This window comes from Roseateles sp., assembly GCF_046300915.1.
Lineage (GTDB): Bacteria > Pseudomonadota > Gammaproteobacteria > Burkholderiales > Burkholderiaceae_C > Kinneretia.
Genome location: NZ_JBKCLH010000055.1, coordinates 1 through 25,317, shown reverse-complemented (window position 1 = coordinate 25,317; position 25,317 = coordinate 1). Strand labels below are relative to the sequence as shown.

The 25,317-nt window shown below is 68.0% G+C and carries 23 protein-coding genes; 13 read left to right on the top strand and 10 right to left on the bottom strand.

The window, feature by feature from the left end; translation table 11 throughout:
• Positions 1–59: 59 nt before the first annotated feature.
• Positions 60–2,339 carry an EAL domain-containing protein gene (locus ACK5F2_RS04075; RefSeq protein ID WP_409862978.1) on the bottom strand — a complete coding sequence of 760 codons (2,280 nt, stop codon included), beginning with the start codon at positions 2,337–2,339 and terminating at the stop codon, positions 60–62.
• Positions 2,340–2,574: 235 nt separating this feature from the next.
• On the opposite strand from ACK5F2_RS04075, the gene ACK5F2_RS04070 reads away from it, so the two are divergent.
• Together ACK5F2_RS04070 and ACK5F2_RS04065 are read left to right on the top strand one after the other, a co-directional pair.
• Complete coding sequence (locus ACK5F2_RS04070) at positions 2,575–2,979, top strand: phage holin family protein (protein ID WP_133605521.1); 405 nt, start codon at positions 2,575–2,577, stop codon at positions 2,977–2,979.
• Positions 2,979–3,308, top strand: a complete 330-nt coding sequence (locus ACK5F2_RS04065) for a hypothetical protein (protein WP_409862977.1) — start codon at positions 2,979–2,981, stop codon at positions 3,306–3,308. The genes ACK5F2_RS04070 and ACK5F2_RS04065 overlap by 1 nt, the downstream gene beginning before the upstream one ends.
• Before the next feature lie 36 nt (positions 3,309–3,344).
• On the opposite strand, the gene ACK5F2_RS04060 is transcribed toward ACK5F2_RS04065, so the two are convergent.
• Together ACK5F2_RS04060 and ACK5F2_RS04055 are read right to left on the bottom strand one after the other, a co-directional pair.
• Positions 3,345–5,684, bottom strand: a complete 2,340-nt coding sequence (locus tag ACK5F2_RS04060) for a YgiQ family radical SAM protein (RefSeq protein WP_409862975.1) — start codon at positions 5,682–5,684, stop codon at positions 3,345–3,347.
• A 91-nt stretch (positions 5,685–5,775) separates the two neighbouring features.
• The gene (locus tag ACK5F2_RS04055) at positions 5,776–6,480 is read right to left on the bottom strand and encodes a TetR family transcriptional regulator (RefSeq protein ID WP_409862974.1); all 705 of its coding nucleotides are present in this window, start codon (positions 6,478–6,480) and stop codon (positions 5,776–5,778) included.
• Positions 6,481–6,693: 213 nt separating this feature from the next.
• On the opposite strand from ACK5F2_RS04055, the gene ACK5F2_RS04050 reads away from it, so the two are divergent.
• Genes ACK5F2_RS04050 through ACK5F2_RS04040 form a run of 3 tightly spaced genes read left to right on the top strand, consistent with a single transcriptional unit; the run spans position 6,694 to position 12,522 of the window.
• Positions 6,694–7,914 (top strand): efflux RND transporter periplasmic adaptor subunit, encoded by a 1,221-nt coding sequence (locus ACK5F2_RS04050; protein WP_409862972.1) that lies wholly within the window; start codon positions 6,694–6,696, stop codon positions 7,912–7,914.
• Between the two features lie 18 nt (positions 7,915–7,932).
• Complete coding sequence (locus ACK5F2_RS04045) at positions 7,933–11,097, top strand: efflux RND transporter permease subunit (RefSeq protein WP_409862971.1); 3,165 nt, start codon at positions 7,933–7,935, stop codon at positions 11,095–11,097.
• A gap of 3 nt (positions 11,098–11,100) precedes the next feature.
• Positions 11,101–12,522 (top strand): efflux transporter outer membrane subunit, encoded by a 1,422-nt coding sequence (locus ACK5F2_RS04040; RefSeq protein WP_409862969.1) that lies wholly within the window; start codon positions 11,101–11,103, stop codon positions 12,520–12,522.
• Between the two features lie 81 nt (positions 12,523–12,603).
• Here the strand turns inward: ACK5F2_RS04040 and ACK5F2_RS04035 are convergent, their stop codons facing one another.
• Positions 12,604–12,822: a hypothetical protein gene (locus ACK5F2_RS04035; protein ID WP_211343920.1), complete on the bottom strand. Its 219-nt coding sequence runs from the start codon at positions 12,820–12,822 to the stop codon at positions 12,604–12,606.
• Positions 12,823–13,189: 367 nt separating this feature from the next.
• Between ACK5F2_RS04035 and ACK5F2_RS04030 the strand changes: the two genes are divergently transcribed.
• Positions 13,190–14,434 carry a serine hydrolase domain-containing protein gene (locus tag ACK5F2_RS04030; RefSeq protein ID WP_409862967.1) on the top strand — a complete coding sequence of 415 codons (1,245 nt, stop codon included), beginning with the start codon at positions 13,190–13,192 and terminating at the stop codon, positions 14,432–14,434.
• A gap of 4 nt (positions 14,435–14,438) precedes the next feature.
• On the opposite strand, the gene ACK5F2_RS04025 is transcribed toward ACK5F2_RS04030, so the two are convergent.
• Complete coding sequence (locus ACK5F2_RS04025; RefSeq protein WP_409862965.1) at positions 14,439–14,825, bottom strand: c-type cytochrome; 387 nt, start codon at positions 14,823–14,825, stop codon at positions 14,439–14,441.
• A 172-nt stretch (positions 14,826–14,997) separates the two neighbouring features.
• On the opposite strand from ACK5F2_RS04025, the gene ACK5F2_RS04020 reads away from it, so the two are divergent.
• Complete coding sequence (locus ACK5F2_RS04020) at positions 14,998–15,342, top strand: DUF3060 domain-containing protein (RefSeq protein WP_409862964.1); 345 nt, start codon at positions 14,998–15,000, stop codon at positions 15,340–15,342.
• Between the two features lie 29 nt (positions 15,343–15,371).
• Here the strand turns inward: ACK5F2_RS04020 and ACK5F2_RS04015 are convergent, their stop codons facing one another.
• The gene (locus ACK5F2_RS04015; RefSeq protein ID WP_409862963.1) at positions 15,372–15,644 is read right to left on the bottom strand and encodes a LytTR family DNA-binding domain-containing protein; all 273 of its coding nucleotides are present in this window, start codon (positions 15,642–15,644) and stop codon (positions 15,372–15,374) included.
• A gap of 5 nt (positions 15,645–15,649) precedes the next feature.
• A complete protein-coding gene (locus ACK5F2_RS04010) occupies positions 15,650–15,910 on the bottom strand; it encodes a hypothetical protein (RefSeq protein ID WP_409862961.1) in 261 nt (86 codons plus the stop codon).
• Positions 15,911–16,043: 133 nt separating this feature from the next.
• On the opposite strand from ACK5F2_RS04010, the gene ACK5F2_RS04005 reads away from it, so the two are divergent.
• A complete protein-coding gene (locus tag ACK5F2_RS04005; RefSeq protein ID WP_409862960.1) occupies positions 16,044–16,892 on the top strand; it encodes an alpha/beta fold hydrolase in 849 nt (282 codons plus the stop codon).
• 13 nt (positions 16,893–16,905) lie between these two features.
• On the opposite strand, the gene ACK5F2_RS04000 is transcribed toward ACK5F2_RS04005, so the two are convergent.
• The 3 genes from ACK5F2_RS04000 to ACK5F2_RS03990 form a co-directional block, all read right to left on the bottom strand.
• Positions 16,906–18,141, bottom strand: a complete 1,236-nt coding sequence (locus ACK5F2_RS04000) for a glycerophosphodiester phosphodiesterase family protein (RefSeq protein WP_409862958.1) — start codon at positions 18,139–18,141, stop codon at positions 16,906–16,908.
• 118 nt (positions 18,142–18,259) lie between these two features.
• Positions 18,260–18,631, bottom strand: a complete 372-nt coding sequence (locus ACK5F2_RS03995) for a PilZ domain-containing protein (RefSeq protein ID WP_409862998.1) — start codon at positions 18,629–18,631, stop codon at positions 18,260–18,262.
• Positions 18,632–18,711: 80 nt separating this feature from the next.
• The gene (locus ACK5F2_RS03990; RefSeq protein ID WP_409862956.1) at positions 18,712–19,164 is read right to left on the bottom strand and encodes a hypothetical protein; all 453 of its coding nucleotides are present in this window, start codon (positions 19,162–19,164) and stop codon (positions 18,712–18,714) included.
• A gap of 241 nt (positions 19,165–19,405) precedes the next feature.
• Between ACK5F2_RS03990 and ACK5F2_RS03985 the strand changes: the two genes are divergently transcribed.
• The 5 genes from ACK5F2_RS03985 to ACK5F2_RS03965 form a co-directional block, all read left to right on the top strand.
• Positions 19,406–19,993: a DUF1134 domain-containing protein gene (locus tag ACK5F2_RS03985; protein ID WP_133605496.1), complete on the top strand. Its 588-nt coding sequence runs from the start codon at positions 19,406–19,408 to the stop codon at positions 19,991–19,993.
• A 127-nt stretch (positions 19,994–20,120) separates the two neighbouring features.
• Positions 20,121–21,623: a PhoX family protein gene (locus ACK5F2_RS03980; RefSeq protein WP_409862955.1), complete on the top strand. Its 1,503-nt coding sequence runs from the start codon at positions 20,121–20,123 to the stop codon at positions 21,621–21,623.
• A 47-nt stretch (positions 21,624–21,670) separates the two neighbouring features.
• Complete coding sequence (locus ACK5F2_RS03975; RefSeq protein WP_409862953.1) at positions 21,671–22,255, top strand: PEP-CTERM sorting domain-containing protein; 585 nt, start codon at positions 21,671–21,673, stop codon at positions 22,253–22,255.
• 61 nt (positions 22,256–22,316) lie between these two features.
• Complete coding sequence (locus ACK5F2_RS03970; RefSeq protein WP_409862951.1) at positions 22,317–23,102, top strand: DNRLRE domain-containing protein; 786 nt, start codon at positions 22,317–22,319, stop codon at positions 23,100–23,102.
• A 141-nt stretch (positions 23,103–23,243) separates the two neighbouring features.
• Positions 23,244–25,317 (top strand): adenosylcobalamin-dependent ribonucleoside-diphosphate reductase (locus ACK5F2_RS03965; RefSeq protein WP_409862950.1); only part of this gene is annotated, 2,074 nt, incomplete at its 3' end.

The window sequence follows — 25,317 nt, the reverse complement described above, 5'->3', positions numbered from 1 at the left end:
CTGCGTCGCAAAAACAGGCCCCGCGGGGCCTGTTTGTTTTGGGTGAGGGGCGCGCGTGCTCAGTGCTGAGCGCGGTTTTGCTCCTGCATCCACGTCTCGAGCAGGTCTGCCGCCATCGGTTTGGCAAACAGCCAGCCCTGGCCCTCGTGGCAGCCCAGGGCCAGCAGCTGCTGGCGCTGCTCCTCGGTCTCGACGCCCTCGGCAATCACGGTCAGGCCCAGGCCGCGGCCCAGATTGATGACCATATGGGCAATGGTCAGACCGGCACTGGAGTTCTGGGCCTCGCGCACAAAGGCGCGGTCGATCTTGAGCCGGCCCACCTCCAGCTGGCGCAGCTGGGACAGGGAGGAGAAGCCGGTGCCGAAGTCGTCGATGGCCACGCTGGCCCCGCTGCGCTTGATCTCGGCCAGCAGCTGGCGCACGAGTTCCCCGTCGTCCATGGCCATGGACTCGGTGATCTCCAGTTCCAGATTGCGCGGGTTGATGCCCGAGTCTTGCAGGGCGCGCTCCAGGGTGGCAATGAAGCACGGATGGCGAAACTGCGCCAGGGAGATGTTCACGCACATGCGGAAGTCCTGATGGCCCAGGTCCTCCATGCGCTTGAGCTGGTGGCAGGCGGTGCGCAGCACGAACTCGCCAATGCTGATGATCAGGCCGCTCTGCTCGGCCAGAGGGATGAACTGGTCCGGCGGCACGAAAGTGCCGTCCGCCGTGCGCCAGCGCAGCAGGGCCTCGGCGCCCAGGGTGCGCTGGCTGGCCAGATCCACCTGGGGTTGATAGACCACGAAGAGCCGGTTTTCCTCGAAGCCGGCGCGCAGTCCCTTGAGCAGCTTGAAGCGTTCGCGCGCGTCGGTCCCCATCTCCGGCGAGAAGTACTGGGCCGCACCCCGGTGCTGTTGCTTGGCGCGCTTGAGTGCGATCTGGGCGTCCAGCAGCAGCTCCGAGCCCCGGGCGTTGGAGTCCGTCAGCCGCACCAGGCCGGTGGTGGCCGCGGAGCGCCTGCAGCTCTCGGCCACCGCGAAAGGCGCGGTGAAGGCGCTGCGTATGCGCTCGCTATTGACCAGGGTGTCGGGGCCGATCAGACCGAAGGAGTCGGCCGAGACGCGGGCCATGGCGGTGTTGAAGCCCAGACACTCGCCCAGGCGCTGGGCCACGGCCCGCAGCACCAGATCGCCGAAGCTGTGACCGAAGGCATCGTTGACACCGGCAAAGTCGTCCAGATCGATCAGGGCCAGGGTGACGCCCGAGGGGTCGCGCAGATTCTGGTCCAGCAGCTCGATGAAGCGAACGCGGTTGGGCAGGTGCAGCAGTGGGTCCTGATAGGCCTGGTCCAGCAGCCGGCTGTAGAGCAGCACGTTCTCGAAGCCCACCGCGATATTGGTGCAGAAGGCGCGCAGCAGCTGCAGCTCCATGCTGCTGAGCTCGCGGCCCGTGTCCACCATGGCCGCCATCGCGCGCTCGCCGCTCAGCCCGAAATACAGGCAGGTGCCGTGGTGCTCGTCGAACAGATGCCGGCGCTCGCGCAGGCATTGGGTCAGGCGCTCGCGGACATGGGTGACCTGCACATCGGCCAGCGGGCTGTTGATCAAGCTACCGTACTGGCCGGCTGCGGCAATGACGCGGCTTTCGCACAGATCGCCCGGGCCTTCGCCGCCCGCCTGGGCACAGATCAGGCCCTCGGGCAGCACGCCCAGCAGGGCGCAGAGCTGGGTCACCACGCCCTCGGCAAAGCGATGCAGGCCGCGCAGGCGGCTGAGTTCGGTGCTGGCCTCGACGATGAGCTCCAGGCCCTTGCGGTTGATCTCCAGCGCGCAGATCTGCTTGTAGGAGCGTATGGCGGCCGTGAGCACCGTGTAGAGCCGCGTGCGGGTCAGCTCGGACTTGGTCTTGTAGTCGTTGATGTCATAGGCCTGCACCGTCTCGATCTCGGGTGCATAGCCAGGCTGGCCGGTGCGCAGCACAATGCGCACCGCATGCTGCTGCAGGTCTTCGCGGATTTGGCGCACCAGCTGGAGTCCGGCGTTCTCGGATTCCATCACCACGTCCAGCAGCACCACCGCCAGATCGTGCTCGCGGCTCATCAGCTCGCGGGCTTCAGCGGCGGAGCTGGCGTGCAAGAAGCTCAGGGGCCGCCCCTCGATCAGCAGACCCTGCATGGCCAGCTCGGTGGCCTTGTGCACATCGGCGTCGTCATCGACGATCAGCACCCGCCAGGGCATCAAGGTGGAACTGCTTCCCCCGTCGGCGTTGCCCTCGGGGCCGTCCACAAACTCCAGCAGATCATCGTCTGGGTAGATGCCCGGCGTGGCTGCTGCGGCTGGCTCCTGATACTCGGGCATAAATTCGTCCTGCGCCGCCCGGTCGGGACGGCTCGCATCACATGGTCTCAAACAGTTCTGGTCTTGTTCCGGTCTGCCCCACAAGAAGGCGCATTCCGAAACCTGGGTTATAGACGATTTGCCTGTCGCCCATAAGCCGGAACACCAGAGCTGTGGCAAGTCTGCCGCGTGGCGCCGGGAAAGTCCTAGGCCCGTTTAAGCTTCATGGTCTGAGAGAACAGGACAAGGAGCGGGGATGAGCCAGAACGAGCCGGGTGCCAAGCCTGCCCCGGCGGGCTTGCTGGAGGCGCTGCGGCGCCTCGTGGATCATGGGCTGGAGCTGTTGCAGCTGCGCCTGAGCCTGCTGGGCACTGAGCTGGAGGCCGAGAAGCTGCGCCTTTTCGGTGCCTTGCTGGGGGCCCTGATGGCCCTGCTGTTCGGCGGCATGGCCCTGGGCCTGCTGAGCCTGGCCGTCGTGCTGCTGTGCCCCGATGCCTGGCGCTGGCTGGCCGCCTTGCTGCTTGGGGTCTTGTATCTGGGCCTGGCCTGGGGGCTGTGGAATCGTGCTCAGGCGCGCCTGTCCGCACCGGGTGGCCTGTTCGCCGCCAGCCTGGCCGAGCTCAAGCGCGACCGCCAGGAACTGGGCGGGGGAGCCGAGTGATGCTGGATGCGGCCGAACGCGAGCTGCGCCAGCGCCAGCTGATGCTGCGCCTGCGCAGTGCCGAGCTGCGCGCTGCTCTGCGCGAGGATGTGCAGGCCCTGCAAGGCCCCCTGGGCTGGGCGGATCGCGGCTGGTCACTCTGGACCGGCCTGCGCCAGGGCCTGGCTGGCGGCGCGGGTGGTGGGGGCTGGTGGCCCCGCCTGGGCGCCCTGGCCCTGGGCCTGCTGGCCTTGCGCCGGCCATCGCGCACGCTGCGCTGGCTCAGTGCCGGCCTGGCCTGGTGGCGGCTCGGACGGCGTTTGATCGATCGGCTGCGCCGTCCGCGCTAGGCCCCGGTGGCCTGAGCGCCCGAGCGCTCGCGAAACTCAGCGCGGTTTCTTGCCGTCCGGCGGCTTGGCGCTGCCGGTGACCCGCGGCGGCAGACCCGTGTGCTGGGTCAGCAGCCGGCCCTTGGCGGGCGTCTGCGGCGCCATGCGGCCGCCTGTCGTCTTGGCGGGAGCCGCTTTGGCCGCCACCGTGGGCTTGGCATGGGGCAGGGCGGCGCTGCTGGAATTCTTGCGGCGCGCGCTCTGGTAGCTGCCATCCGTGAGCGGCTGGTAGCTGGGGATCAGGTGCTGCTTGCCATTGCCGATCAGGTCGTCGCGGCCCATGGCCTTGAGGGCCTCGCGCAGCACCGGCCAGTTGTTGGGGTCGTGGTAGCGCAGAAAGGCCTTGTGCAGGCGGCGGCGGCGCTCGCCGCGCACGATGTCCACGTCCTCGCTGTCGCGGGTCACCTTCTTCAGCGGGTTCTTGCTCGAGTGGTACATGGCCGTGGCCGTGGCCATGGGGCTGGGGTAGAAGGTCTGCACCTGGTCGGCGCGGAAGCCGTTCTTCTTGAGCCAGACCGCCAGGTTCATCATGTCCTCATCCGAGGTGCCGGGGTGGGCGGCGATGAAGTAGGGGATCAGGTACTGCTTCTTGCCGGCCTCGGCGCTGGCCTGCTCGAAGAGCTGCTTGAACTTGTCGTAGGTGCCGATGCCCGGCTTCATCATCTTGGACAGCGGGCCGCCCTCGGTGTGCTCGGGCGCGATCTTCAGATAGCCGCCCACATGGTGGGTGACCAGCTCCTTGATGTACTCGGGGCTCTTGATGGCCAGGTCGTAGCGCAGGCCCGAGCCGATCAGGATCTTCTTGATGCCCTTGAGCGCGCGGGCGCGGCGGTACATCTTGATCAGAGGGCCGTGGTCGGTCTGCAGGTTCTGGCAGATGCCGGGGTAGACGCAGCTGGGCTTGCGGCAGGCAGCCTCGATCTCGGGGCTCTTGCAGCCGATGCGGTACATATTGGCCGTGGGGCCGCCCAGGTCGGAGATGACGCCGGTGAAGCCCTTGACCTTGTCGCGGATCTCCTCGATCTCGCGGATCACGCTGTCTTCCGAGCGGCTCTGGATGATGCGGCCCTCGTGCTCGGTGATGGAGCAGAAGGTGCAGCCGCCGAAGCAGCCGCGCATGATGTTCACGCTGAAGCGGATCATCTCCCAGGCCGGGATCTTGGTGGCACCGTCGTGGCTGCCCTGCTCGTCCGCATAGCTGGGGTGCGGCGAGCGGGCATAGGGCAGGTCGAAGACATGGTCCATCTCGTTCGTGGAGAGCGGGATGGGCGGCGGGTTGACCCAGAGGTCGCGATCACCGTGGGCCTGGACCAGGGCGCGGGCATTGCCGGGGTTGGTCTCCAGGTGCAGCACGCGGTTGGCGTGGGCGTAGAGCACCGGGTCGCTCTTGACCTGCTCATAGGCCGGCAGGCGCAGCACGGTCTTCTCGCGCGGCGGCAGGGTCAGCTTGGCGCGGGGATGCAGGGTGATGGGCTTGGGTGCGTCGGGCGCGCTGGGTTTCTCGCCCGCGGCGCAGCTGGCGCCCTGGTCGGCCGCGGTTTCCTCGACGGTCTGGTAGGGGCTGATCAGCTCGTCGATGCGGCCCGGCGTGTCCACCGTGGTGGAGTCCATCTGGAACCATTCGTCCAGGCCGGTGTGGTCATCGCGGCGCATGAAGGCGGTGCCGCGCACGTCGGTGATCTGGGTCACGGGCTCGCGGCGCGCCAGGCGGTGGGCGATCTCCACGATGGCGCGCTCGGCATTGCCGTAGACCAGCAGATCGGCCTTGGCATCCACCAGGATGGAGCGGCGCACCTTGTCCTGCCAGTAGTCGTAATGGGCGATGCGGCGCAGCGAGGCCTCGATGCCACCGATGATGACGGGCACCTCGCTCCAGGCCTCCTTGCAGCGCTGGGTGTAGACCAGGGTGGCGCGATCGGGCCGCTTGCCGCCTTCGCCGCCGGGCGTGTAGGCGTCGTCCGAGCGGATTTTGCGATCAGCCGTGTAGCGGTTGATCATCGAATCCATATTGCCGGCCGCCACGCCGAAGAAGAGATTGGGCTTGCCCAGGGCCTTGAAGGGCTCGGCGCTCTGCCAGTCCGGCTGGGCGATGATGCCCACGCGAAAGCCCTGCGCCTCCAGGGTGCGGCCGATCACCGCCATGCCGAAGCTGGGGTGGTCCACATAGGCGTCGCCGGTGACGATGATGATGTCGCAGCTGTCCCAGCCCAGCTGCTCCATCTCCTTGCGGCTCATGGGCAGGAAGGGCGCGGGGCCAAAGCGCTTGGCCCAGAAGGGCTTGTAGCCGGTCAGGGTCTTGGCGGGCTTGGGCGGGACGATGGTGGCGTGGGCGGACATGGCGGGCTCGGTTGGCAATGCCTGGCGGGCAACCCGGTATTGTCCCTTGACCTCGGATAAACCCGAAGCCTTCGCCCCGCAAGCCCGGGGCTCAAGCCGGGCTTTTTTCGCTTTGCAGGCCGGGACACAGGGGCAGCTGGCCCAGACGCATGCGCTCGGCCTTGCTCATGGGGGGCAGGGCGTGGCCGGCCGGCATCAGGCTGTCCAGAAAGCCCTGCACGGCCGCCTGACCCACGGCCAGCAGGTCAAAGGCGGCGGGCTCCGTGATCCATTGGTGCAGCAGACCGTCCACCAGGCTGACCAGGGCCACGGCGGCGGTGGCTACATCCACCTGGGCTTCGAGCTGGCCCTGTTCCTGGGCGTGACGAAGGCAGCGCAGGGTGAGTTCGCGCCAATCGCGGTGGGCACTGGCCTTGCGTTCGCGCAGGCCTTCCAGCTCGCCCGCGTACTCCACCTTGTGCATGGAGATCTCGAAGGCGCGATGCGTGCGATCCTGGTTCACGGTCAGAAAGAAGATGTTCACCAGGCCCCAGCGCAGCTCGGAAAGATCCCGGGGGGCGGTGTCCTGGCCGCCCATGCCTTGCTCCATGGGCATGGTGGCGCGTTCCATGATGGCGTCGAAGAGCTGGCTCTTGTCCTCGAAGTGCCAGTAAATGGCGCCCCGTGTCAGCCCCGCCGCATCCGCGATCTGCTGCAGGGACGTGCGCGAGACACCCTGCCGCAGGAACAGGGTTTCTGCGGTGTCCAGGATCCGGTGGCGCGTTTCCTGCGCCTCTTGCTTGGTTCTGCGTACCATGACCCCACGATTTTAAGCTTTAATTTGCTTTACATACATCCATGTATGTATGTGTATATACTTTGGGCCAACCCTAGCTTCCGGCTCCATGGCCTGTGGCGACCTCCTTGTGATGAGGCGCCGTGGCGGTAGCCGTTTCTCAGAAAGGCTTCACACGTGATCTGCTCCGCAAAGGCTCATCAAGACGAATCCCCCGACACCACAACGCTCGGAATGGGCGCGCGGCTGCTGTACTGGGGGCCCCTGACCGTGGCCCTGGTGGCTGTGCTGGCGGGCTGTTCCAAGGACGGCGCCGCGCCGGCCGGTCCGGCCGGTGGCGGCATGCCGCCGGCCCCGGTGGGCGTGGTGACGGTGGCCGAGCAGGCCGTGCCCCTGCAGACCGAGCTGCCCGGTCGCGTGGAGGCGCTGCGCACCGCCCAGGTCCGCGCCCGCGTCAACGGCGTGGTGCTGCAGCGCCTGTTCACCGAGGGCGCCGAGGTCAAGGCCGGTCAGGCCCTGTTCCAGATCGATCCCGCGCCCTACCAGGCCCAGTTCGACAGTGCCCAGGCCAGCCTGGCCAAGGCCCAGGCTAATCTCAGCCAGGCCGCCGCCCTGGCCGAGCGCAACAAGCCCTTGGTGGAGGCCAAGGCCATCAGCCAGCAGGAATACCTGCTGAGCGTGGCCAGCGCCAAGCAGGCCGAGGCCGATGTGGCCGCTGCCAAGGCGGCGATTGCCAGCGCCAAGCTGAATCTGGACTACGCCCGCGTCAGCGCGCCCATCTCGGGCCGTATCGGCCGTGCCCTGGTGACCGAGGGCGCCCTGGTCAGCGCGGCTGAGGCCACCCAGCTGGCCCTGATCCAGCAGACCTCCAGCGTCTATGTGAACTTCACCCAGTCGGCCAACGAGGTGCAGCAGCTCAAGCGTGCCCTGGCCAAGGGCCAGATGCGCAGCGCCGGCCACAATGCGGCCCAGGTCCAGGTGCTGCTGGACGACGGCAGCAGCAAGCCGGGCAAGCTGCTCTTCACCGATCTGACGGTGGACGCCAGCTCGGGCCAGGTGTCCCTGCGCGCCGAGGTGCCCAATGCCGACGCTGCCCTGCTGCCCGGCCAGTATGTGCGCGTGCGCCTGGCCCAGGCCGAGCTGCCGGCCGCCATGCTGCTGCCTCAGCAGGCCGTGACCCGCGGCAGCGCCGGTGACACGGTGCTGGTGGTGGGCCCCGACAACAAGCCCCAGCCCCGCAAGGTCAAGATCGGCGGTGCCCAGGGCAATCAGTGGGTGGTGCTGGAAGGCCTGAAGCCGGGCGAGCAGGTGATTGCCGACGGCTTCCAGAAGATGTTCGTGCCGGGCGCGCCGGTCAAGCCGGTGCCCTTCGTGGCCGGTGCTGCCAGCGCCGCCGCTGCGGGCGGCGCGCCGGCCTCGGCCCCGCAAGCCCCGGCCTCGGCCGCCAGCCGCTAAGCCCGGGAGGTTTGACCCATGGCACGTTTCTTCATTGATCGCCCCATCTTCGCGTGGGTGATCGCGCTCTTCATCCTGGTGTTCGGCGGGGTGGCCATCACCCAGCTGCCCGTGGCCCAGTACCCCACGGTGGCGCCGCCGGCGCTGTCCATCAACGTCGCCTACCCCGGCGCCTCGGCCAAGACCCTGGACGAGGCCGTGATCTCCGTCATCGAGCAGGAGCTCAATGGCGCGCCGGGACTGGCCTATATGGAATCGGTCAGCCAGGCCAATGGCACCGGCGCCATCACCGTGACCTTCGAGTCTGGCACCGATATCGACCTGGCCCAGGTCGAGGTGCAGAACCGCCTCTCGCGCGCCAGCCCGCGCCTGCCGGCGGCGGTGACGCAGCAGGGCGTGCGCGTGGACAAGGCGCGCAACAACTTCCTGCTCTTCGTGATCCTGTCGTCCAAGGACGGCTCCATGGACCCGATTGCGCTGGGTGACTATGCGGCCCGCAATGTCGTGCCCGAGATCCAGCGCATTCCCGGCGTGGGTCAGGCCCAGCTCTTCGGCACCGAGCGCGCCATGCGCATCTGGCTGGATCCGGCCAAGATGCTGTCCTTCAATATCAGCCCGGCCGAGGTCAATGCCGCCATCGCGGCGCAGAACGCCCTGGTGCCCGCCGGCGTGATGGGCGACCGCCCCAACCTCTCCAGCCAGACCATGTCGGCCACCGTGGTGGTCAAGGGCCAGCTCGAGAACGTGGAGCAGTTCGGCAAGATCGTGCTGCGCGCCAACCCGGACGGCTCCACCGTGCGCCTGAAGGACGTGGCCAGGCTGGAGCTGGGCGGCCAGAACTACGGCACTTACGCACGCCTGAATGGCCAGCCCTCCACCGGCATCGGCGTGCAGCTCTCGCCCAGTGGCAATGCCCTGGGCACGGCGACGGCGGTGAAGGAGCGGATGGCGCAGCTCCAGCAGTTTTTCCCGGCCGGCGTCGAGTACAGCGTTCCCTACGACTCCTCCAAGTTCGTCAAGATCTCCATCACCCAGGTGGTCCAGACCCTGATCGAGGCCGTGATCCTGGTGTTCCTGGTGATGTTCCTGTTCCTGCAGAACTGGCGCTACACCCTGATTCCCACCCTGGTGGTGCCGGTGGCCCTGCTGGGCACCTTCGCCATCATGCTGGGCCTGGGCTTCTCCATCAATGTGCTGACCCTGTTCGGCATGGTGCTGGCCATCGGCATCCTGGTGGACGATGCCATCGTGGTGGTGGAGAACGTCGAGCGCATCATGAGCGAGGAGGGGCTCTCGCCCCGTGAGGCCACGCGCAAGGCCATGGGCCAGATCTCGGGCGCCATCATCGGCATCACCCTGGTGCTGATCGCGGTGTTCGTGCCCATGGCCTTCTTTGCCGGCTCGGTGGGCAATATCTACCGCCAGTTCTCCCTGGCCATGGTGGCCTCGATGGCGCTCTCGGCCCTGATGGCCCTGACCCTGACCCCGGCCCTGTGTGCCACCCTGCTCAAGCCGGTGGAGGCCGGCCACCACCACGAGAAGCGCGGCTTCTTCGGCTGGTTCAACCGTGGCTTCGCCCGCACGGCCAAGGGCTACGAGGGCTGGGTCGCCAAGCTGCTCAAGCGCAGCCCCAGCATGATGGTGGCCTTCCTGGCCATCGTCGTGGCCGTGGGCTGGCTCTATGTGCGCATGCCCACCTCCTTCCTGCCCAATGAGGACCAGGGCTATCTGATCGTCAATGTGCAGCTGCCCCCGGGCGCCACGACCAACCGCACGGAAGCGGCGGTCAAGGCGGTCGAGGACTTCATGCACAAGCAGCCCGAGGTGGCCGACACCGTGGGCGTGATCGGCTTCTCCTTCTCGGGCCAGGGCCAGAACGCCGCTCTGGTGTTCGTGCCGCTCAAGCCCTGGGACGAGCGCAAGGGCCCCGAGCACAGCGCCGAGGCGCTGGCCAAGCGCACCATGGGCGCCATGATGTTTGGCGTGCGGGATGCCTTCATCTTCCCGCTCTCGCCGCCGCCCATTCCCGAGCTGGGCAATGCCACCGGCTTCGCGCTGCGCCTGCAGGACCGCGCGGGCCTGGGCCACGAGGCCTTGCTGGCCGCGCGCAACCAGCTCATGGGCATGGCCCGCGAGAGCAAGCTGATCACCGGCATGCGCCCCGACGGCCTGGAAGACGCGCCGCAGCTGCAGATCGACATCGACCGCGACAAGGCGCTGGCCCTGGGTGTGAACTTTGATGTGCTGGCGCGCGTGCTGGGCACCCAGCTGGGCTCGGCCTATGTGAATGACTTTCCGAGCAGCGGCCGCATGCAGCGCGTGGTGGTGCAGGCCGATGCCGCCGCCCGCATGACACCGCAGGATCTGCTGGCCCTGAACGTCACCAACAATGTGGGCAAGAGCGTGCCGCTCTCGGCCTTTGCGAACACGCGCTGGATCACGGGCCAGATGCAGGCTACACGCTACAACGGCTACCCGGCCATGCGCCTGGCCGGCGATGCGGCACCCGGCGCTTCCACCGGCGCGGCCATGGCCGAGCTGGAGTCCATGATGGCCAAGCTGCCCGCCGGCATTGGCTATGAATGGACGGGCCTGTCGCGCGAGGAGAAGCTCTCGGGCGCGCAAGCCACCATCCTGCTTGCCTTCTCGCTGCTGGCCGTCTTCCTGTGTCTGGCCGCGCTGTACGAGAGCTGGTCCATCCCGCTGTCGGTGATGCTGGTGGTGCCCCTGGGCCTGCTGGGCGCGCTGCTGGGCGCCACCTTCCGCGGCATGCCCAACGATGTGTACTTCAAGGTGGGCCTGATCACCATCATTGGCCTGTCCGCGAAGAACGCCATCCTGATCATCGAGTTCGCCAAGGATCTGCAGGCCCAGGGCAAGGGCCTGGTGGAGGCCATCCTGGAGGCGGCGCATCTGCGCTTCCGCCCCATCATCATGACCTCGCTGGCCTTCATCCTGGGCGTGATGCCGCTGTTCTTCGCCTCGGGTGCGGGCTCGGCCAGCCAGCGTGCCATCGGCACCGGCGTGCTGTCCGGCATGATCACCGCCACCGTGCTGGCCGTGCTCTTCGTGCCGGTGTTCTTCCTGGTGGTGCGCCGCATCTTCAAGGGCAGCGAGCGCCAGCGCAAGATGTATGCGCATGAGCTGGAAGCCAGTCCGCTGCGTGACGCCGAAGGGGTTTGATCCATGAACAAGAGCTACAAGACTTTCTCCTCCCTGAGCGCCCTGGCCGCGGCCCTGCTGCTGGCCGGTTGTGCCAACCTGGCGCCCGAGTACCAGCGCCCCGCCGCCCCGGTGGCGGGCGACTGGCCCAGCGCCGCCACGCCGGCCGAGGCTGCCCAGGCGCCCCAGGCCGCCGAGCTGCCCTGGCAGCAGTTCTATGCCGGCGACGCCCGTGTGCGCGCACTGATCGAGCTGGCCCTGCAGAACAACCGCGATCTGCGTGTGGCCCTGTTGAATGTGGACAAGGCGCGCGCCCAGTACCGCATCAGCGATGCCGCGCGCTGGCCCACGGTTGGCGTCGGCCTCTCCGGCCAGCGCTCGCCCGCCAGCAATGGCAGCGGCAATATCAACAGCGTCTACCAGGCCGGTCTGCAGCTCACGGCCTATGAGTTGGACCTCTTCGGCAAGCTGAAGAACAACAGCGAGTCCGCCCTGGCCAGCTATCTGGCCACGGCCGAGGGTCAGCGTGCCGCCCGCCTGAGCCTGGTGGCCGGCGTGGCCGCGGCCCAGCTGAATCTGCAGGCCGCCGAGGAGTTGCTGACGCTCAGCCGCCAGACCCTGGCCACCCGCGAAGGCAGCCTCAAGCTCAGTCGCACCAAGTTCGATGTGGGCGCGGCTTCTCAGCTGGATCTCTCCAGTGCCGAGTCCGCCGCCGGCGCGGCCCGGGCCAGCCTGGCCGCCGCCCAGCGCGCGCGCGACGAGGCCGAGAACGCCCTGGTGCTGCTGCTGGGCCAGCCCCTGCCGGCCGGTCTGCCCGCGGCCCAGCCGCTGCAGGCCCTGCAGCTGCCGCAGGTGCCGGCGGGCCTGCCTTCCGAGGTGCTGGTCAGCCGCCCCGATGTGCTGCAGGCCGAGCAGCAGCTGCGCGCGGCCAACGCCAATATCGGCGCGGCGCGGGCGGCGGTCTTCCCCAGCATCACGCTCACGGCCAGCGCCGGCACGGCCAGCACCCAGCTCTCGGACCTGTTCCGCAACAGCGCCTGGAGCTTTGCCTCGCAGATCCTGATGCCCATCTTCGATGCCGGGCGCAACCAGGCCAATATCGAGGTGGCCAAGGCCAACCAGGGCATTGCCCTGGCGCAGTACGAGAAGACGGTGCAGACCGCCTTCCGCGAGGTGGCCGATGCCCTGGCCGGCCTGGCCACGCTGGACGAGCAGCTCAGCGGCCAGGAGCAGCAGGCCCGCGCCGAGGCCCAGCGCCTGGCCCTGGTGGAGCTGCGCTTCGGCAACGGCGTGTCCAACTCCCTGGAGTTGCTGGATGCCCAGCGCGCCAGCTATGCGGCCCAGCAGGCCCTGCTGCAGGTGCGCCTGGCCAAGGCCCTGAACCGCGTGCAGCTCTACAAGGTGCTGGGCGGCGGGGCGGCCGACACGGCCAAGTCCTCCTCCTGACCGGTGCGGGCGGCCGCGGCCGTTCCATGAAAAAGGCGCCCCGCGGGGCGCCTTTGCGTTTGGCTTGGCCGAAGCCTGAGCTCAGTGGGCCTGGACCCAGGCCAGGCCTTCGGCCTTGGCATAGCGCAGGGCCGCGCCCTGGCTGTCGAAGCGCGGCACGAAGCGCATGACGCGGTCATGGCTGGCCATGCCCCGGCCGGAGCGGATGGAGACCGCGGCGCTGAAACCGCCGTCGGCATGAGGTTTGATCATCGGTGAGACAAGGTAACGCCCCACCTCAATGCTGTTCTTGTTACGCATGATGTGTTTGAGGTGTGCGCCTTGATCGGTGGCAACCGTCTTGGCGCGGTTCGGTAATTCGGCCCCCAGGGAGCGGGTCGGGTGGCCGGTCTGTGTGGCTGCTGATGTTCCGGGCATGAGGACGCCCGCGGTTCGCGCTGCTTCTTGTGGATGTGCTTCTTGCAGCGGGACGGCCGTATGTGCAGCGGCCCGTGGGACGAGAGGCAGGGCTGGGAACCTCTGCGCGGCAAGCCTTGTTGGCACAGGGCTGCGGTTCGTCCGAAGTGGGGGAGTATAGCGCAAGTCGGACCTGCCCCAGTTTTCGGGGACGACGTCGAGTAAAGGGCTGGGGCATGCTGCGCCCCTTGCCTGTCACCACTGCGGTTCCGTGAAAGCTGTCGTCGCGCTCGTCCTGACCCTGCTGCCCTGGCTGGGCATGGCCGCGCCTGACGAGGACAGACTGGGGCGGGCACTGGGCTATCCCGTGGGCACGGCGCACAACTGGTTCTGGCAGGAGTCCGTGCGGGTGGGTTCATTCACCCACCAGGCCGAGATCCGAGGGCTGGTGCGCGGCAAGCCCAATGCCATGGCGCCCGCGCCGATGCCCTTGGCCCTGCCGCGCGCGGCGCAGGAGCCGGCTTTCCGCTGGCGCATCGATGGCCAGGAGCTGGGCGTGGAGGACTATCTGGCCCGCCAGCGGGTGATGGGCTTGCTGGTACTCAAGGACGGCGAGATCCAGCTGGAGCGCTACCAGTACGAGCGCGGCCCTGAGCACCGCTTCCTGTCCAACTCCATGTCCAAGTCCCTGGTGTCCCTGGCCGTGGGCCTGGCCTTGCAGGAAGGCTATCTGCGTTCGCTGGATGACCGGGCCGACAGCTATGCGCCGCGCCTGGCAGGCACCTTGTACGGTGAGACCAGCTTGCGCAATCTGCTGCGCATGGCCTCGGGGGCCCGCTTCGAGGAGCGCTACGACGGCCAGGACGATCTGGCGCGCTTTGGCGCGGCGGTACACCGCGGCGATCTGGAGAGCGCGGCGGCGGTGGTCAGCGAGCGAGTGGCCCCTCAGGGGCAGCGTTTCAACTACGCCAGCGCCGAGACGCCCATGCTGGCCGCCGTGCTGCGCGGTGCCACGGGACTGTCGCTCAGCGAGTATCTGCAGAGCCGGCTCTGGCAGCCCATGGGGGCGGAGAGCACGGCTTATTGGTGGAGCGACCGCAGCGGCCTGGAGGCCGCGGGTGGGAACTTCAACGCCACCTTGCGCGACTACGCCCGCCTGGGCTGGCTGCTGGCGAATGACGGCCGACGCCCCGATACCGGCGTGCAGGTCCTGCCGCGGGACTATCTCCTGGAGGCGACCGATTGGCGGCGGCATCCGCTGGTTTTTCAGCCCGGACGCGCCACGCCTTACTTTGGCTATGGCTACCAGTTCTGGACCTTTCCAGGCCAGGCCCGGCGCTTTGCGCTGCTGGGTGTCTTTGGCCAGATGATCTTCGTGGACCCACAGCTGCGTCTGGTGATGGTGCACACCGCCGTCAATGCCACGCCGCGCGCCGGGCAGACCAGCATGGGCCGGGAGGCCGACGCGCTCTGGCGCGGCCTGGTGTCGCACTACGGCGGGCGCTGGGACCGCTAGGGGCTCAGGGTACTGGCCCCTGCTGGCGCTGCAGATAGGCCAGCAGATCCGCGATCTTGCGCTCGTCGTAACCGAAGCCCATGAAGCGCATCTTGGTGCCGGGCACGGTGCCGCTGGGGTCCTTGATGTACTTGTGGAGGGTGGCCGCGTCCCAGACCAGGCCAGACTTCCTCAGGGCCTCCGAATAGGCATAGTCGCCAAGGCTTCCCGCGCGCCGGCCCTGCAACTGATTGAGGTGGGGGCCAAAGCCATGGCGCGCCGCAGGCCCCACGGCATGACAGCGTACGCAGGGCGCAAAGGCCGCACGGCCGGCCACGGGATCGCCCACGGGCTGGCCCATCGTCAGCTGGGGCAGCAGCAGGACGCCGACCCAGAGTAAGCACTTGAGCATGAGCTGAGACATCGCTGCGGATTGTGCGCTCCGTTCACCCCCGCAAGGCCCAAGGGGCCTCTTCATGGCTGCTTCATGGCCGCAGGCCGACACTGCTTTCATCGTCACCAGCACAGGGAGAGAGATGATGCGAGCAAGCCAGCCTCCGATCCAGATCCACCGGCGTTCCGCCTTGGTCCACCTCGCCGGCCTGGGCCTGCTGCTCACGGGCTGCGGCGGAGGCAGCGACGAGGGCAATGTCTACACACTCGACGGCGTGCGGGTCAAGGCCACGGTGGACAAGCGCGGCAGCTATGACATCGAAGTCACCGGCGTGGACTGCGAGCTGACCGTGGCCTCCGACAACCGGGTGGGCCGCCTCTTGATCACCGGCATCAGCAACCGGGTGGTGGTGCGCGAAGGCGTGACCCTGGATCTGATCGACTTCGCTGGTAACAGCAACCGGGTCGAGGTGCCCAAGGGGCTCAAGGTCCGGGTGGTGGACGCTGGCAGCGGCAACCGCGTCACCGAGCGATGAGCCTTGCGGGCCCGGCGCTGCCGGGGCACTCACATCTGCTTGAACAGATGGGCGTAGCTCTCCGCCACCAGCAGGGTGTCCTCATGCTGCTTGAGCTTGACCTGCAGGCGGCCGCGGAAGTCGCGCACCACGCCGGCAACGGCCCCGGCATTGACCAGGGTGGGGCGATGGATCTGCCAGAACTGCTGCGGGTCCAGCTCCTCCACCAGCTCCTTGAGCGGCTTGCGGATCAGGGCCTCGCCCTCGCGGGTGGCGACCCGGGTGTATTTGTTGTCGGACTGGAAGTAGAGCACCACGTCCACCGTGATCAGGGCGCTGAGCAGGGTGGCCAGGGCCAGGCGCAGCAGCCGGCGCGGGTGAGGGCCACGGCCGCCAGCAGGCTCAGGCCCGTGATCAGGCTTTGCCGGGTGAAGCGCGCGGCCGTGTACAGCCATTCCGACACCGGGGTCTCGGGCACATACCAGCCCAGGGCGCGCGACAGGGCCATGCCCAGGCAGAGGTAGAAGACGAGGGCGATGGTGCGCAGATTGAAGATCTGCACCAGGGCCAGGCGGGAGGAGGGCGGCATGGCGCGGATTCTCGCGTGCCGTACCGGTGCGGGGTGGGGCATGCGACGGACAGGGTTCGCAGTGCGACGAAACCCGTCTGTGGGCACCTCGGTCTGGCCCATACTTGCCGGCTGGTCAGCAGGAGTGCAGGAAATGAGGATTGATATCGGCGGCGGTGTGCGCCTGTTCGTGGATGTGCAGGGCCCGGGCCTGGTGCCCGACGGGGTGCGGATGCGCGAGAAGCCCACCCTGATCTGCATGCATGGCGGCCCGGGCTTTGACCACAGCGCCTTCAAGCCGGGTTTTGACGCCCTGGCCGATATCGCCCAGATCGTCTATTACGACCACCGCGGCCATGGCCGCAGCGATGCCCGCCCGAGCGAGGAATGGACCCTGGACACCTGGGCCGACGACATCGTGCGCCTCAGCGATGCCCTGGGCATCGAGAAGCCCATTGTGCTGGGCCAGAGTTTTGGCGGCTTTGTGGCCCAGCGCTATATCGCCCGCCACCCCGGCCATGCGGCCAAGGTCATTCTCTCCAGCACCTCCCACCATATGGGGCTGGAGCGCAAGCTGGACTGGTTTGGACGGCTGGGGGGCCCCGAGGCCCGCGCCGCGGCCCAGGCCGGCTGGCGCCGGCCCGACCCGCCGACCTGGGCGGCTTACTGGAGCCGCTGCCGCAGCCTCTACAACACCCAGCCACCGCTGGACCCGCAGGCCGGTGAGCGCACCCTGGCGCGCACCGAGATCCTGCTGCACTTCGTGGCGCATGAGAAGCAGGGCCTGGACCTGCTGCCGGGGCTGGCGCGGGCGGCCTGCCCGGTGCTGGTGCTGACGGGCGACCAGGACCCCGTCTGCCCCATCGAGGATGCGCGCGAGATCGCCGCGGCCCTGCCCGAGCGTTGGCGCCATTTCGCCTGCGTGCAGGGCGCCGGCCACGGCACCTGGCGCGACAAGCCGCAGGAGGCTTACGCCGTCCTGCGGGACTTCCTGCTGGCCTGAGGCCGGCAGCGCTTTACTTCTTGTCCTGCTCGCGGCGACGCTTGGCCGCCCAGAGCAGGGCCAGACCGGCCGTCATCAGGGCATAGGTTTCGGGCTCGGGCACGGCGGCCAGGGCGGTTACGCCGGTGGCGGTGAAGTCGGTGAAGACACCGTCCACGCCCAGCTTCAGATAGGCCTCGATTTCGGACTTGCCGTCGGAAAAGCCCAGCAGGCCGCCATCATCGCGCATGGTCCAGGTGTGGACCAGCAGGCCGTTCTTGTGGGCGGCCTCGATCACGCCGGTGCTGCCCAGCACCAGGCGGTCCTTGCCATTGACCACGCCGTCGCCGTTGCGGTCCACGCCATCGGCCACGGTCTTGAGCAGATAGGGCTTCCAGGGGCCGATGCCGTCGGCATAGGTGGCCACCATGGACAGGCCCACCGGGCTCACCAGATCGGCAAAGCTCAGCTTGCCGCCCGCGGCCACCACATCGGCGGGCTGTGCATAGGGCGCGACCAGGGACAGGGAGCCATCGGGGTTCACATCGTCGGCGTCCACCAACTGCACCAGCTTGATGTCGGTGCGGGTGTTGAGGTATTGCAGATTGCGCACCTCGAAGCTCTGGATGAAGACCGGCGCATTGCGGTCATTGCCGTAGGCCGCGTGCAGGGTCGAGACCAGCTTGTCCTCGAAGTAGGTCTTGGAGAAGCCCAGGCCCTGGGACACGCCCTGCATGTAAGTGGAGTGCTTGAGCTCCGGATAGATGCCGATGGTTCGGCCGGTCTCCAGGCTCTTCTGCTTGGCCAGGGCAATCACCTCGTCCAGCGTGGGGACCTGGAATTGGCCGTTGTACTGCTGCGGTCGGTTGGCACGGGGCTGCACCGCGCGCAGGGTCTTGAGCTCGGCCAGGGTGAAGTCTTCGACGTACCAGTCGCTGCTGGTCACGCCGTCCACGGTCTTGGTCCGCTTGCGGTCGGCAAAGGCGGCGATGCTGCCCACATTGGTGGTGGCACCGATGGTGGGTTCGTGGCGGGCCACCAGCACGCCGTCCTTGGTCATGACCAGGTCGGGCTCGATGTAGTTGGCGCCCAGCTCGATGGCCTTGGCATAGGCCTCCAGCGTGTGCTCGGGCAAGAGGCCCGAGGCGCCGCGGTGGGCGATGATCAGAGGTGCCTTGCCGTCCAGGGTGTTCCAGGCCAGGGCGGCGGGCGCGGCGGTGGACAGCAGCAGCGCGGCTGCCAGTGCCGGCAGGGACAGGGTGTGGTGCATGAGGACTCCTCCTGAGTGTTGTCGAGAATCATCGAAGGCTTCCATGAAGCTTCGATGTTCCGGGAGGAGTGTTTGTAGTCCGTTCGGCCTAAGGCCGAACCTGGGGCAAGACCTGCCCCTAGTTTGAAGCGATCAAGGCCTTGAGCTCCCGCTCCAGCAGGTGCGCGTCGCACAGATTGATCTCCAGCAGGCGCCGCAGATGGGTGATGCTCTCGATGTCGATGCTGCGGCACAGCATACCCACGCGCTTGCCGTCCAGCTCCATATGCGCCACCTCGCCGGCCATGGAGATGCCTGCCTCCAGCTCGGCCAGTTCCACCGCGAGCAGGCAGGGATCGCCGGGCTTGAGCGAGGCGCGCGCGGGCAGCTGCAGGAGCGCGCCCTTCAGGGAAAGATCAATCACCCTGACGGCCAGCCGCTCGCTGGTGGTGGTCAGATGGGCCTTGGCGTCAAAGGCGACGCGGGCGAATTGGCGGCGTTCGGTGCTGATGGCGATCTCCCGGTGGCGCGCCCTGATGCTAGCACCGCGCCGCGGCGCGCGGGAGCCCCGCAGCGCGGCGCAGGACGCGCTCAGAAGTCTTCGTGAGCGTAGATGGTGCTCAGCTCGATGGCGTCCCGCAGGCGCAAGGGGGCGGCACCCTCCAGGCCTATGGATTCCAGCAGATAGAAGCAGGCGCGCAGAAAGGCTTCGGTTTCCTGCCGGGCCTTGTCGTGGGCCAGGCCACTGAGCTCGCCGGCGCGGCTCAAGGCCGCATGGCCTTGACGAGCTTGCAAATGCCCCGAGGCCTCGTGGCGCGGCGCGGCGTAGCGTTCGGCCAAGCGCTGCAGCAGGCTCTGGAGCTCGTCGGCCGGCGTCTGCTCGCCCAGCATGCGGCATAGATCGCCCAGCAGGCGCTCCGCAGCAGCGGCCAGCAGGCGGGCTGCGTGGTCGCTTCCGCCCGCCAGATACAGCGCTGCACCCATGTCCACATATTCCAGGGCCAGGGCCAGACGGGGCAGATCGCTGTCCTTTTTGTTCGTCATGGGTGAATGAGGGGCGTCGAGAGCTGAGGCTTGGGTGTTCGGCTGCCGCGCCTGGGGCTACGCCGGTGAGTCTGGCCCGAGTGTAGGGGCAGCGGGCATCGAGTCAGAGCGGCTTCACCCTTTGGTGGGTGGGGCGGGCCCATGGTTTTCTCTTTGTTACCTTGGAGCGAGGGTGGGCGGCATGCGCCTGCCGCTTGCGGTCAAAATCCGTGCACTACCGTGCAGCGCCAGGAGCCATGTCATGAATGAGAACGCCCACCCCGATCGACGCGAGCTGCTGCTGCGCCTGGGCGCCGCGGGCCTGGGGCTCGCGCCGCTGGGGCTGCAGGCCAAGGAAGACGGCAAGAACACCTATGACGAAGAGTCCATCCTCAAGGCCGCCACGGACTTCTTCGGCAACACCACCGAAGGCCTGGCCAAGGTGATCGAGAAGGCCTTCAAGGAACAGGGCCGCCCCAACGCCTACATCAAGGGCGAGGAGGCCAGCGCGGCCCTGACCATAGGCCTGCGCTATGGCGAGGGCCAGCTGGTGATGAAGGGCGGTGGCGGTGCCCGCGTGTTCTGGGCCGGACCGTCCATAGGCTTTGATGCCGGTGCCAATGCCTCCAAGGTCTTCACCCTGGTCTACCGACTGCCCAATAGTGCCGCCATCTACCAGCGCTTTCCGGCCGTGGATGGCAGTGCCTACTACGTGGGCGGGGCGGGCATCAACTACCAGCGCCTGGACAACATCACCCTGGCGCCCATACGTCTGGGCGTGGGCCTGCGCGCGGGGGTGAGTCTGGGCTATGTGCACTACCGGCGCGAGAAGAGCTTCAACCCCTTCTGAGACCTGAAGTTCAGCCCTGCGCTTAGTCCGAACGGCAGGGGGCTCACCATGGGCCCGACATGGTCACTCCAGAGAATGCGGCGCGTGCTGCGTGCAGACGCAGCGGCCCGCCAATTACGGAGTGAACATGAGCCAGCCCCTCGACTCTCTCAAAGACTTTTCCCCCTCGCGCCGCGGCCTGCTGCGCAGCGCCTCGGCCGCCGCGGCCCTGCCCTTTGTGGCCAGCCTGGGCGCCCTGCAGGCCCGCCAGGCCCATGCCGCCGGCACCTCGTCCCTGGTGCTGGGCCCCTACGGCCCCATCGCCCCGGTCAATGACCTGAGCACGGGCCTGCCCCTGCTGCAGCTGCCCGCAGGCTTCAGCTACAAGAGCTATGGCTGGACCGGTGACGCCATGAGCAATGGCAAGCCCACGCCGCGCGCCCACGACGGCATGGCCGTGGTGCAGAGCCGCCGCGTCGGCCGCAGCACCGAGCTGGTCCTGATCCGCAATCACGAGGTCTCGACCGGCCCCGACGCCAGCTACTTCGGCGCCCCCGCCGTCTACGACACCGGCATGTCCGGCAGCAATTACTTCAACGGCGGCACCACCAATCTGGTCTTCCGTGACGGCAACTGGGTCCGCACCGACGCCAATCTGGGTGGCACCCGCACCAACTGCGCCGGCGGTCCCACCCCCTGGGGCACCTGGCTGAGCTGCGAGGAGGTCAGCTCCGACAGCGTCAGCACCCAGGGCAAGAAGCATGGCTATGTGTTCGAGTGCGCGGCCGATCCCAGCCAGACCACCGGCCAACCCATCGTGGGCATGGGCCGCTTCGGCCACGAGGCGGTGGCCATCGACCCGGCCAGCGGCATTGCCTACCTGACCGAGGACCTGTCCGGCAAATCGGGCTTCTACCGCTACATCCCCGACGTGCTGCCCGGCCGCCTGGGTAGCCTGGCCCAGGGCGGCAAGCTGCAGATGGCCAAGGTCAAGGGACAGAACAACGTCAATATCGCTCCGGCCGAGCTGGACCAGGTCTATGAGCTGGAGTGGGTGGACATCGCCGACCCCGATCAAGACCGCGGCACGGCCATTGCCGTCAACGGCGCGACCATCAGCAACTGCGCCGGCCCCTTTGTGCAGGGCTGGGCCCAGGGCGCGCTGCGCATGAACCGGGGCGAAGGCATCTGGTACCACGCCGGCAAGGTCTATGTGATGGACACCGCGGGTGGCCCGGTCAACCGCGGCGCCATCTGGGAGCTGGACCTGGCCAGCCAGGAGATGCTGTGCATCTTTGCCAGTGGCTCCGAGCTCTCGGGCGACAACGGCGACAACCTCTGCGTCAGCCCGCGCGGCGGCATCGTGATCTGCGAGGACGGCGGCGGTGCCACCGACAGCTATGGCCGCGGTTCCCGCCTCATGGGTCTGGGCGCCGAGGGCGAGACCTTCATCTTTGCCAAGAACAACGTCAGCCTTGGCGCCGCTCAGCTGAGCGCCGCGGGCAAGCTGGCCAGCCTGGCCGGTGACAACCGCAACGCCGAGTTCTGTGGCGCCTGCTTCGATCCCACGGGCCGTTATCTCTTCGTCAACATCCAGACGCCCGGCATCACCTTTGCGATCAGCGGCCCCTGGGCCAAGGGTCCGTTCTGAGCCCGGCCCCGTTGCCGCATCGCCCCAAGTCTGCAAGGAATCCCATCATGAAATTCAGCAAGACCCTGATCTGCGCCGCCCTGCTGGGCCTGGGCGCCCAAGCCCAGGCCGCCCAGTATCTGGGCGCCAACGGCACCGGCGTGAGCGCCACCGACTTTTCCAGCCCCGGCCTGCTGGGCTTTGACCTGGACTTCGTCCAGCGCAGCCAGGTGAGCCTGAGCTTCGCCATCGAGGCGCAAGACCTGGCCCCAGGCGCTCTGAGCTTCAACGCCCTGGTGCGCAACCTCAGCGGCCTGGGCTTCGAGGGCGTGAGCCTGCGCCTGGAGGGCGCGCGTTTCGCGCTGCCCGCCGGCAGCCTGGGCACCGACGGCTTCCAGGCCGTGTCGCAAAGCGGCTACGGCGCCGATCGCCTCTGGGCCAAGTTCAGCGATCCGGGCGTGACGACCGAGTTCTACATCGGCAATCCGCTGGGTACCGCGGCGGCCAGCAACTGGACCCTGGACCTGTCGGGTCAGCAGGTGGGTGACACCTTCCGCATCACCGTGGCCGTGCCCGAGCCCGGCACCTATGCCCTGATGCTGGCCGGCCTGGCTGCCGTGGGCTTTGTGGCGCGTCGCCGCAAGCCGGCCTGAATCGCGCGCAGATAGCCGGGACGCCGTGCGTTCCGGCGCTTCTCAGGAAAGAACATCGACCATGAACCATCGTCTCAAGACCCTGGCCGGCCTGATGCTGGCCGCAACCTGCGTGGCCGCCAGCGCCGCGCCGCTCGAACAGACCCTGAGCTTCCAGCAAGGCCTCAATGGCTATGCCGGCACCCAGGACAGCATGATCCGCAGCAACGAGACCGCCACCGGCGCGGGCCAAAGCAGCAACGGTGACTCGCGCGGCCGCAACTTCGGCGGCCTGGACTTTCTGAGCATCGACGGCGACGACGGCAGCCCGGGCAACAAGCCCAACCAGGGCCTGATCCGCTTCGACAGCCTCTTCGGCACCGGCGCCCAGCAGATCAAATCCACCGACAAGATCGTCTCGGCCACGCTCAAGCTGAATGTCTTTGATGTGGGCAGCGGCTTCAGCCTGCATCAGATGCTGCAGAGCTGGCAGCAGGGCACGGTCACCTGGAACAGTATGGCCAATGGCGTGCAGACCAATGGCCTCGAGGCCTCCGCTGCAGCCCTGGCCAGCGTGGGCGCCAACAACAGCAGCGCCAATGTCGCGACCGGCTGGCTCAGCCTGGATGTCACGGCCTCGCTGCAGCAGATGCAGTCGGGTCTGCTGGCCAACCACGGCTGGCTGCTGAACCCCTTTGCCTCGGGCACCAATGGCATCGACATCCGCAGCAGCGAGTTCGCCACCCAGTCGCTGCGTCCCCTGCTGGAGGTGCAGGTCTCAGCCGTGCCTGAGCCGGGCAGCTACGCGCTGATGGCCCTGGGCCTGGCCGGCTTGGGCCTGTTGGGGCGCGTTCGCCGCAAGGTCTGAGTTGGGCGTCGAGGGGGATCGGCATCCGCCGTCAAGCGGGCTTGTTCGATGAGCGGGATCAAGGTCGGCTGACTAAGATGGCCTGAAGATCCCTCACCCGCCAGTTTCGGCGGGTTTGGCTATCGCACAGGAGTCCGTCCCATGCCCGCCCCCTCGCTCGACCCCTCTTTTTCTCCCGCGTCGCCGGCCAGCCTGGCGGCGCTTCCGGCCCAGGAAATCAGCGCCGAGGTGTTGCAGGAGAAGTACGCGAAGGGCGAGGAGCGGGCGCTTGACGAGGTCAGGCTGCGCGTGGCGCGGGCCCTGGCCGAGGTGGAAGCGCCGGACCAGCGCGCGGCCTGGACGGCGCGCTTCCTGGACGCTCAGCGCCGCGGCTTCATACCGGCCGGTCGCATTCTCTCGGCCGCCGGCACCGAGCTGGCGGCCACCCTGATCAACTGCTTTGTGCAGCCGGTGGGCGACTCCATCGCCACCGCCGAGGACGGGGTTCCGGGCATTTACACCGCCCTGACCGAAGCGGCCGAAACCATGCGCCGCGGCGGCGGCGTGGGCTATGACTTCAGCCGCATCCGCCCCAAGGGCGCCTGGGTGGGCTCCACCCGCAGCCATGCCTCCGGTCCGGTGAGCTATATGCGCGTCTTCGACCGCAGCTGCGAGACCGTGGAGAGTGCCGGAGCGCGACGCGGCGCCCAGATGGGCGTGCTGCGCTGCGACCACCCGGACATCGAGGAGTTCATCCACGCCAAGGACCAGGGCGATCTGCGCAATTTCAATATCTCGGTGGGCGTGACGGATGCCTTCATGCACACGGTGCTGGAAGGGGCGTCGGTCGAGCTGGTGCATGCGGCCACGCCCAGCGAGGCTCAGAAGGCGGCCGGCGCCTATCAGCGTGCCGATGGCCTGTGGGTCTATCGCAAGACCCCGGCGCGCGAGCTCTGGGACCAGATCATGCGCAGCACCTATGACCATGCCGAGCCCGGCGTGCTCTTCCTGGACCGCATCAACAACGACAACAACCTCTACTACTGCGAAACCATCGCGGCCACCAACCCCTGCGCTGAGCAACCCCTGCCCCCCTATGGCTGCTGCTGCCTGGGCTCGGTGAACCTGACGCTCTTCGTGCGCGAGCCCTTCACGCCCCAGGCCCGTTTTGACGAGGCCGAGTTCGCCGAGGTCTGCGCCGTGGCCACCCGCATGCTGGACAACGTGCTCGAAGCCACGCCCTGGCCCCTGCCGGCCCAAGACTTGGAGGCGCGCAACAAGCGCCGCATCGGTCTGGGTTTTACCGGCCTGGGTGACGCCCTGGTCATGCTCAATCTGCGCTACGACAGCGAGCCCGCGCGCGAGCAGGCGCGCCGCATCAGCGAGCTCATGCGCGACGCCGCCTACGGCGCCTCGGCCGATCTGGCCCAGGAGAAGGGCGCCTTCCCGCTCTTCAACGCCGATCTCTATCTCTCGGGCGGCAACTTCGCCTCGCGGCTGCCCCAGGGCCTGAAGGACAAGATCCGTGGCCAGGGCCTGCGCAACTCCCACCTGCTCTCCATCGCGCCCACCGGCACCATCAGCCTGGCTTTTGCCGACAACGCCAGCAATGGCATCGAGCCCGCCTTCAGCTGGGCCTACACGCGCAAGAAGCGCCTGGGCCAGGCCGAGGGCGGCGGCTTCAAGGAGTACCAGGTCGAGGACCATGCCTGGCGCCTGTACCGCCATCTCTACGGCGAGCAGGCCCCGCTGTCCGAGGCCTTTGTCACCGCGCTGGAGCTGCGCGCGGCCGACCATGCGGCCATGGTGGCCGCGGTGGCGCCGTACATCGACACCTCGATCTCCAAGACGGTCAATGTGCCGGCCGACTATCCCTACGCCGACTTCCAGGACCTCTACACCCAGGCCTGGAAGAGCGGGCTCAAGGGCCTGGCCACCTACCGGCCCAATAGCGTGCTGGGCTCGGTGCTCAGCGTGGAGCCGGCGGCCGTGCCCGAGCCGCTCAAGCCCGTGGCCGAGACGGGCGCTGGGAGCAACCAGCGCCTGCGCGTGGAGCGCCTGCCCAAGCAGGTCATGGCCTCGCTGCGCTGGCCCAGCCGGCCCGAGCTGCCGGGCGGCAACCCGGCCTGGAGCTACATGATCCGCCACCCGCACGGCGACTTCGCGCTCTTCGTCGGCGAGCTGCCGGCGGTGGGGCCGGACGCCGGGCTGTTCGGAAAGAACCTGCCCTTCGAGG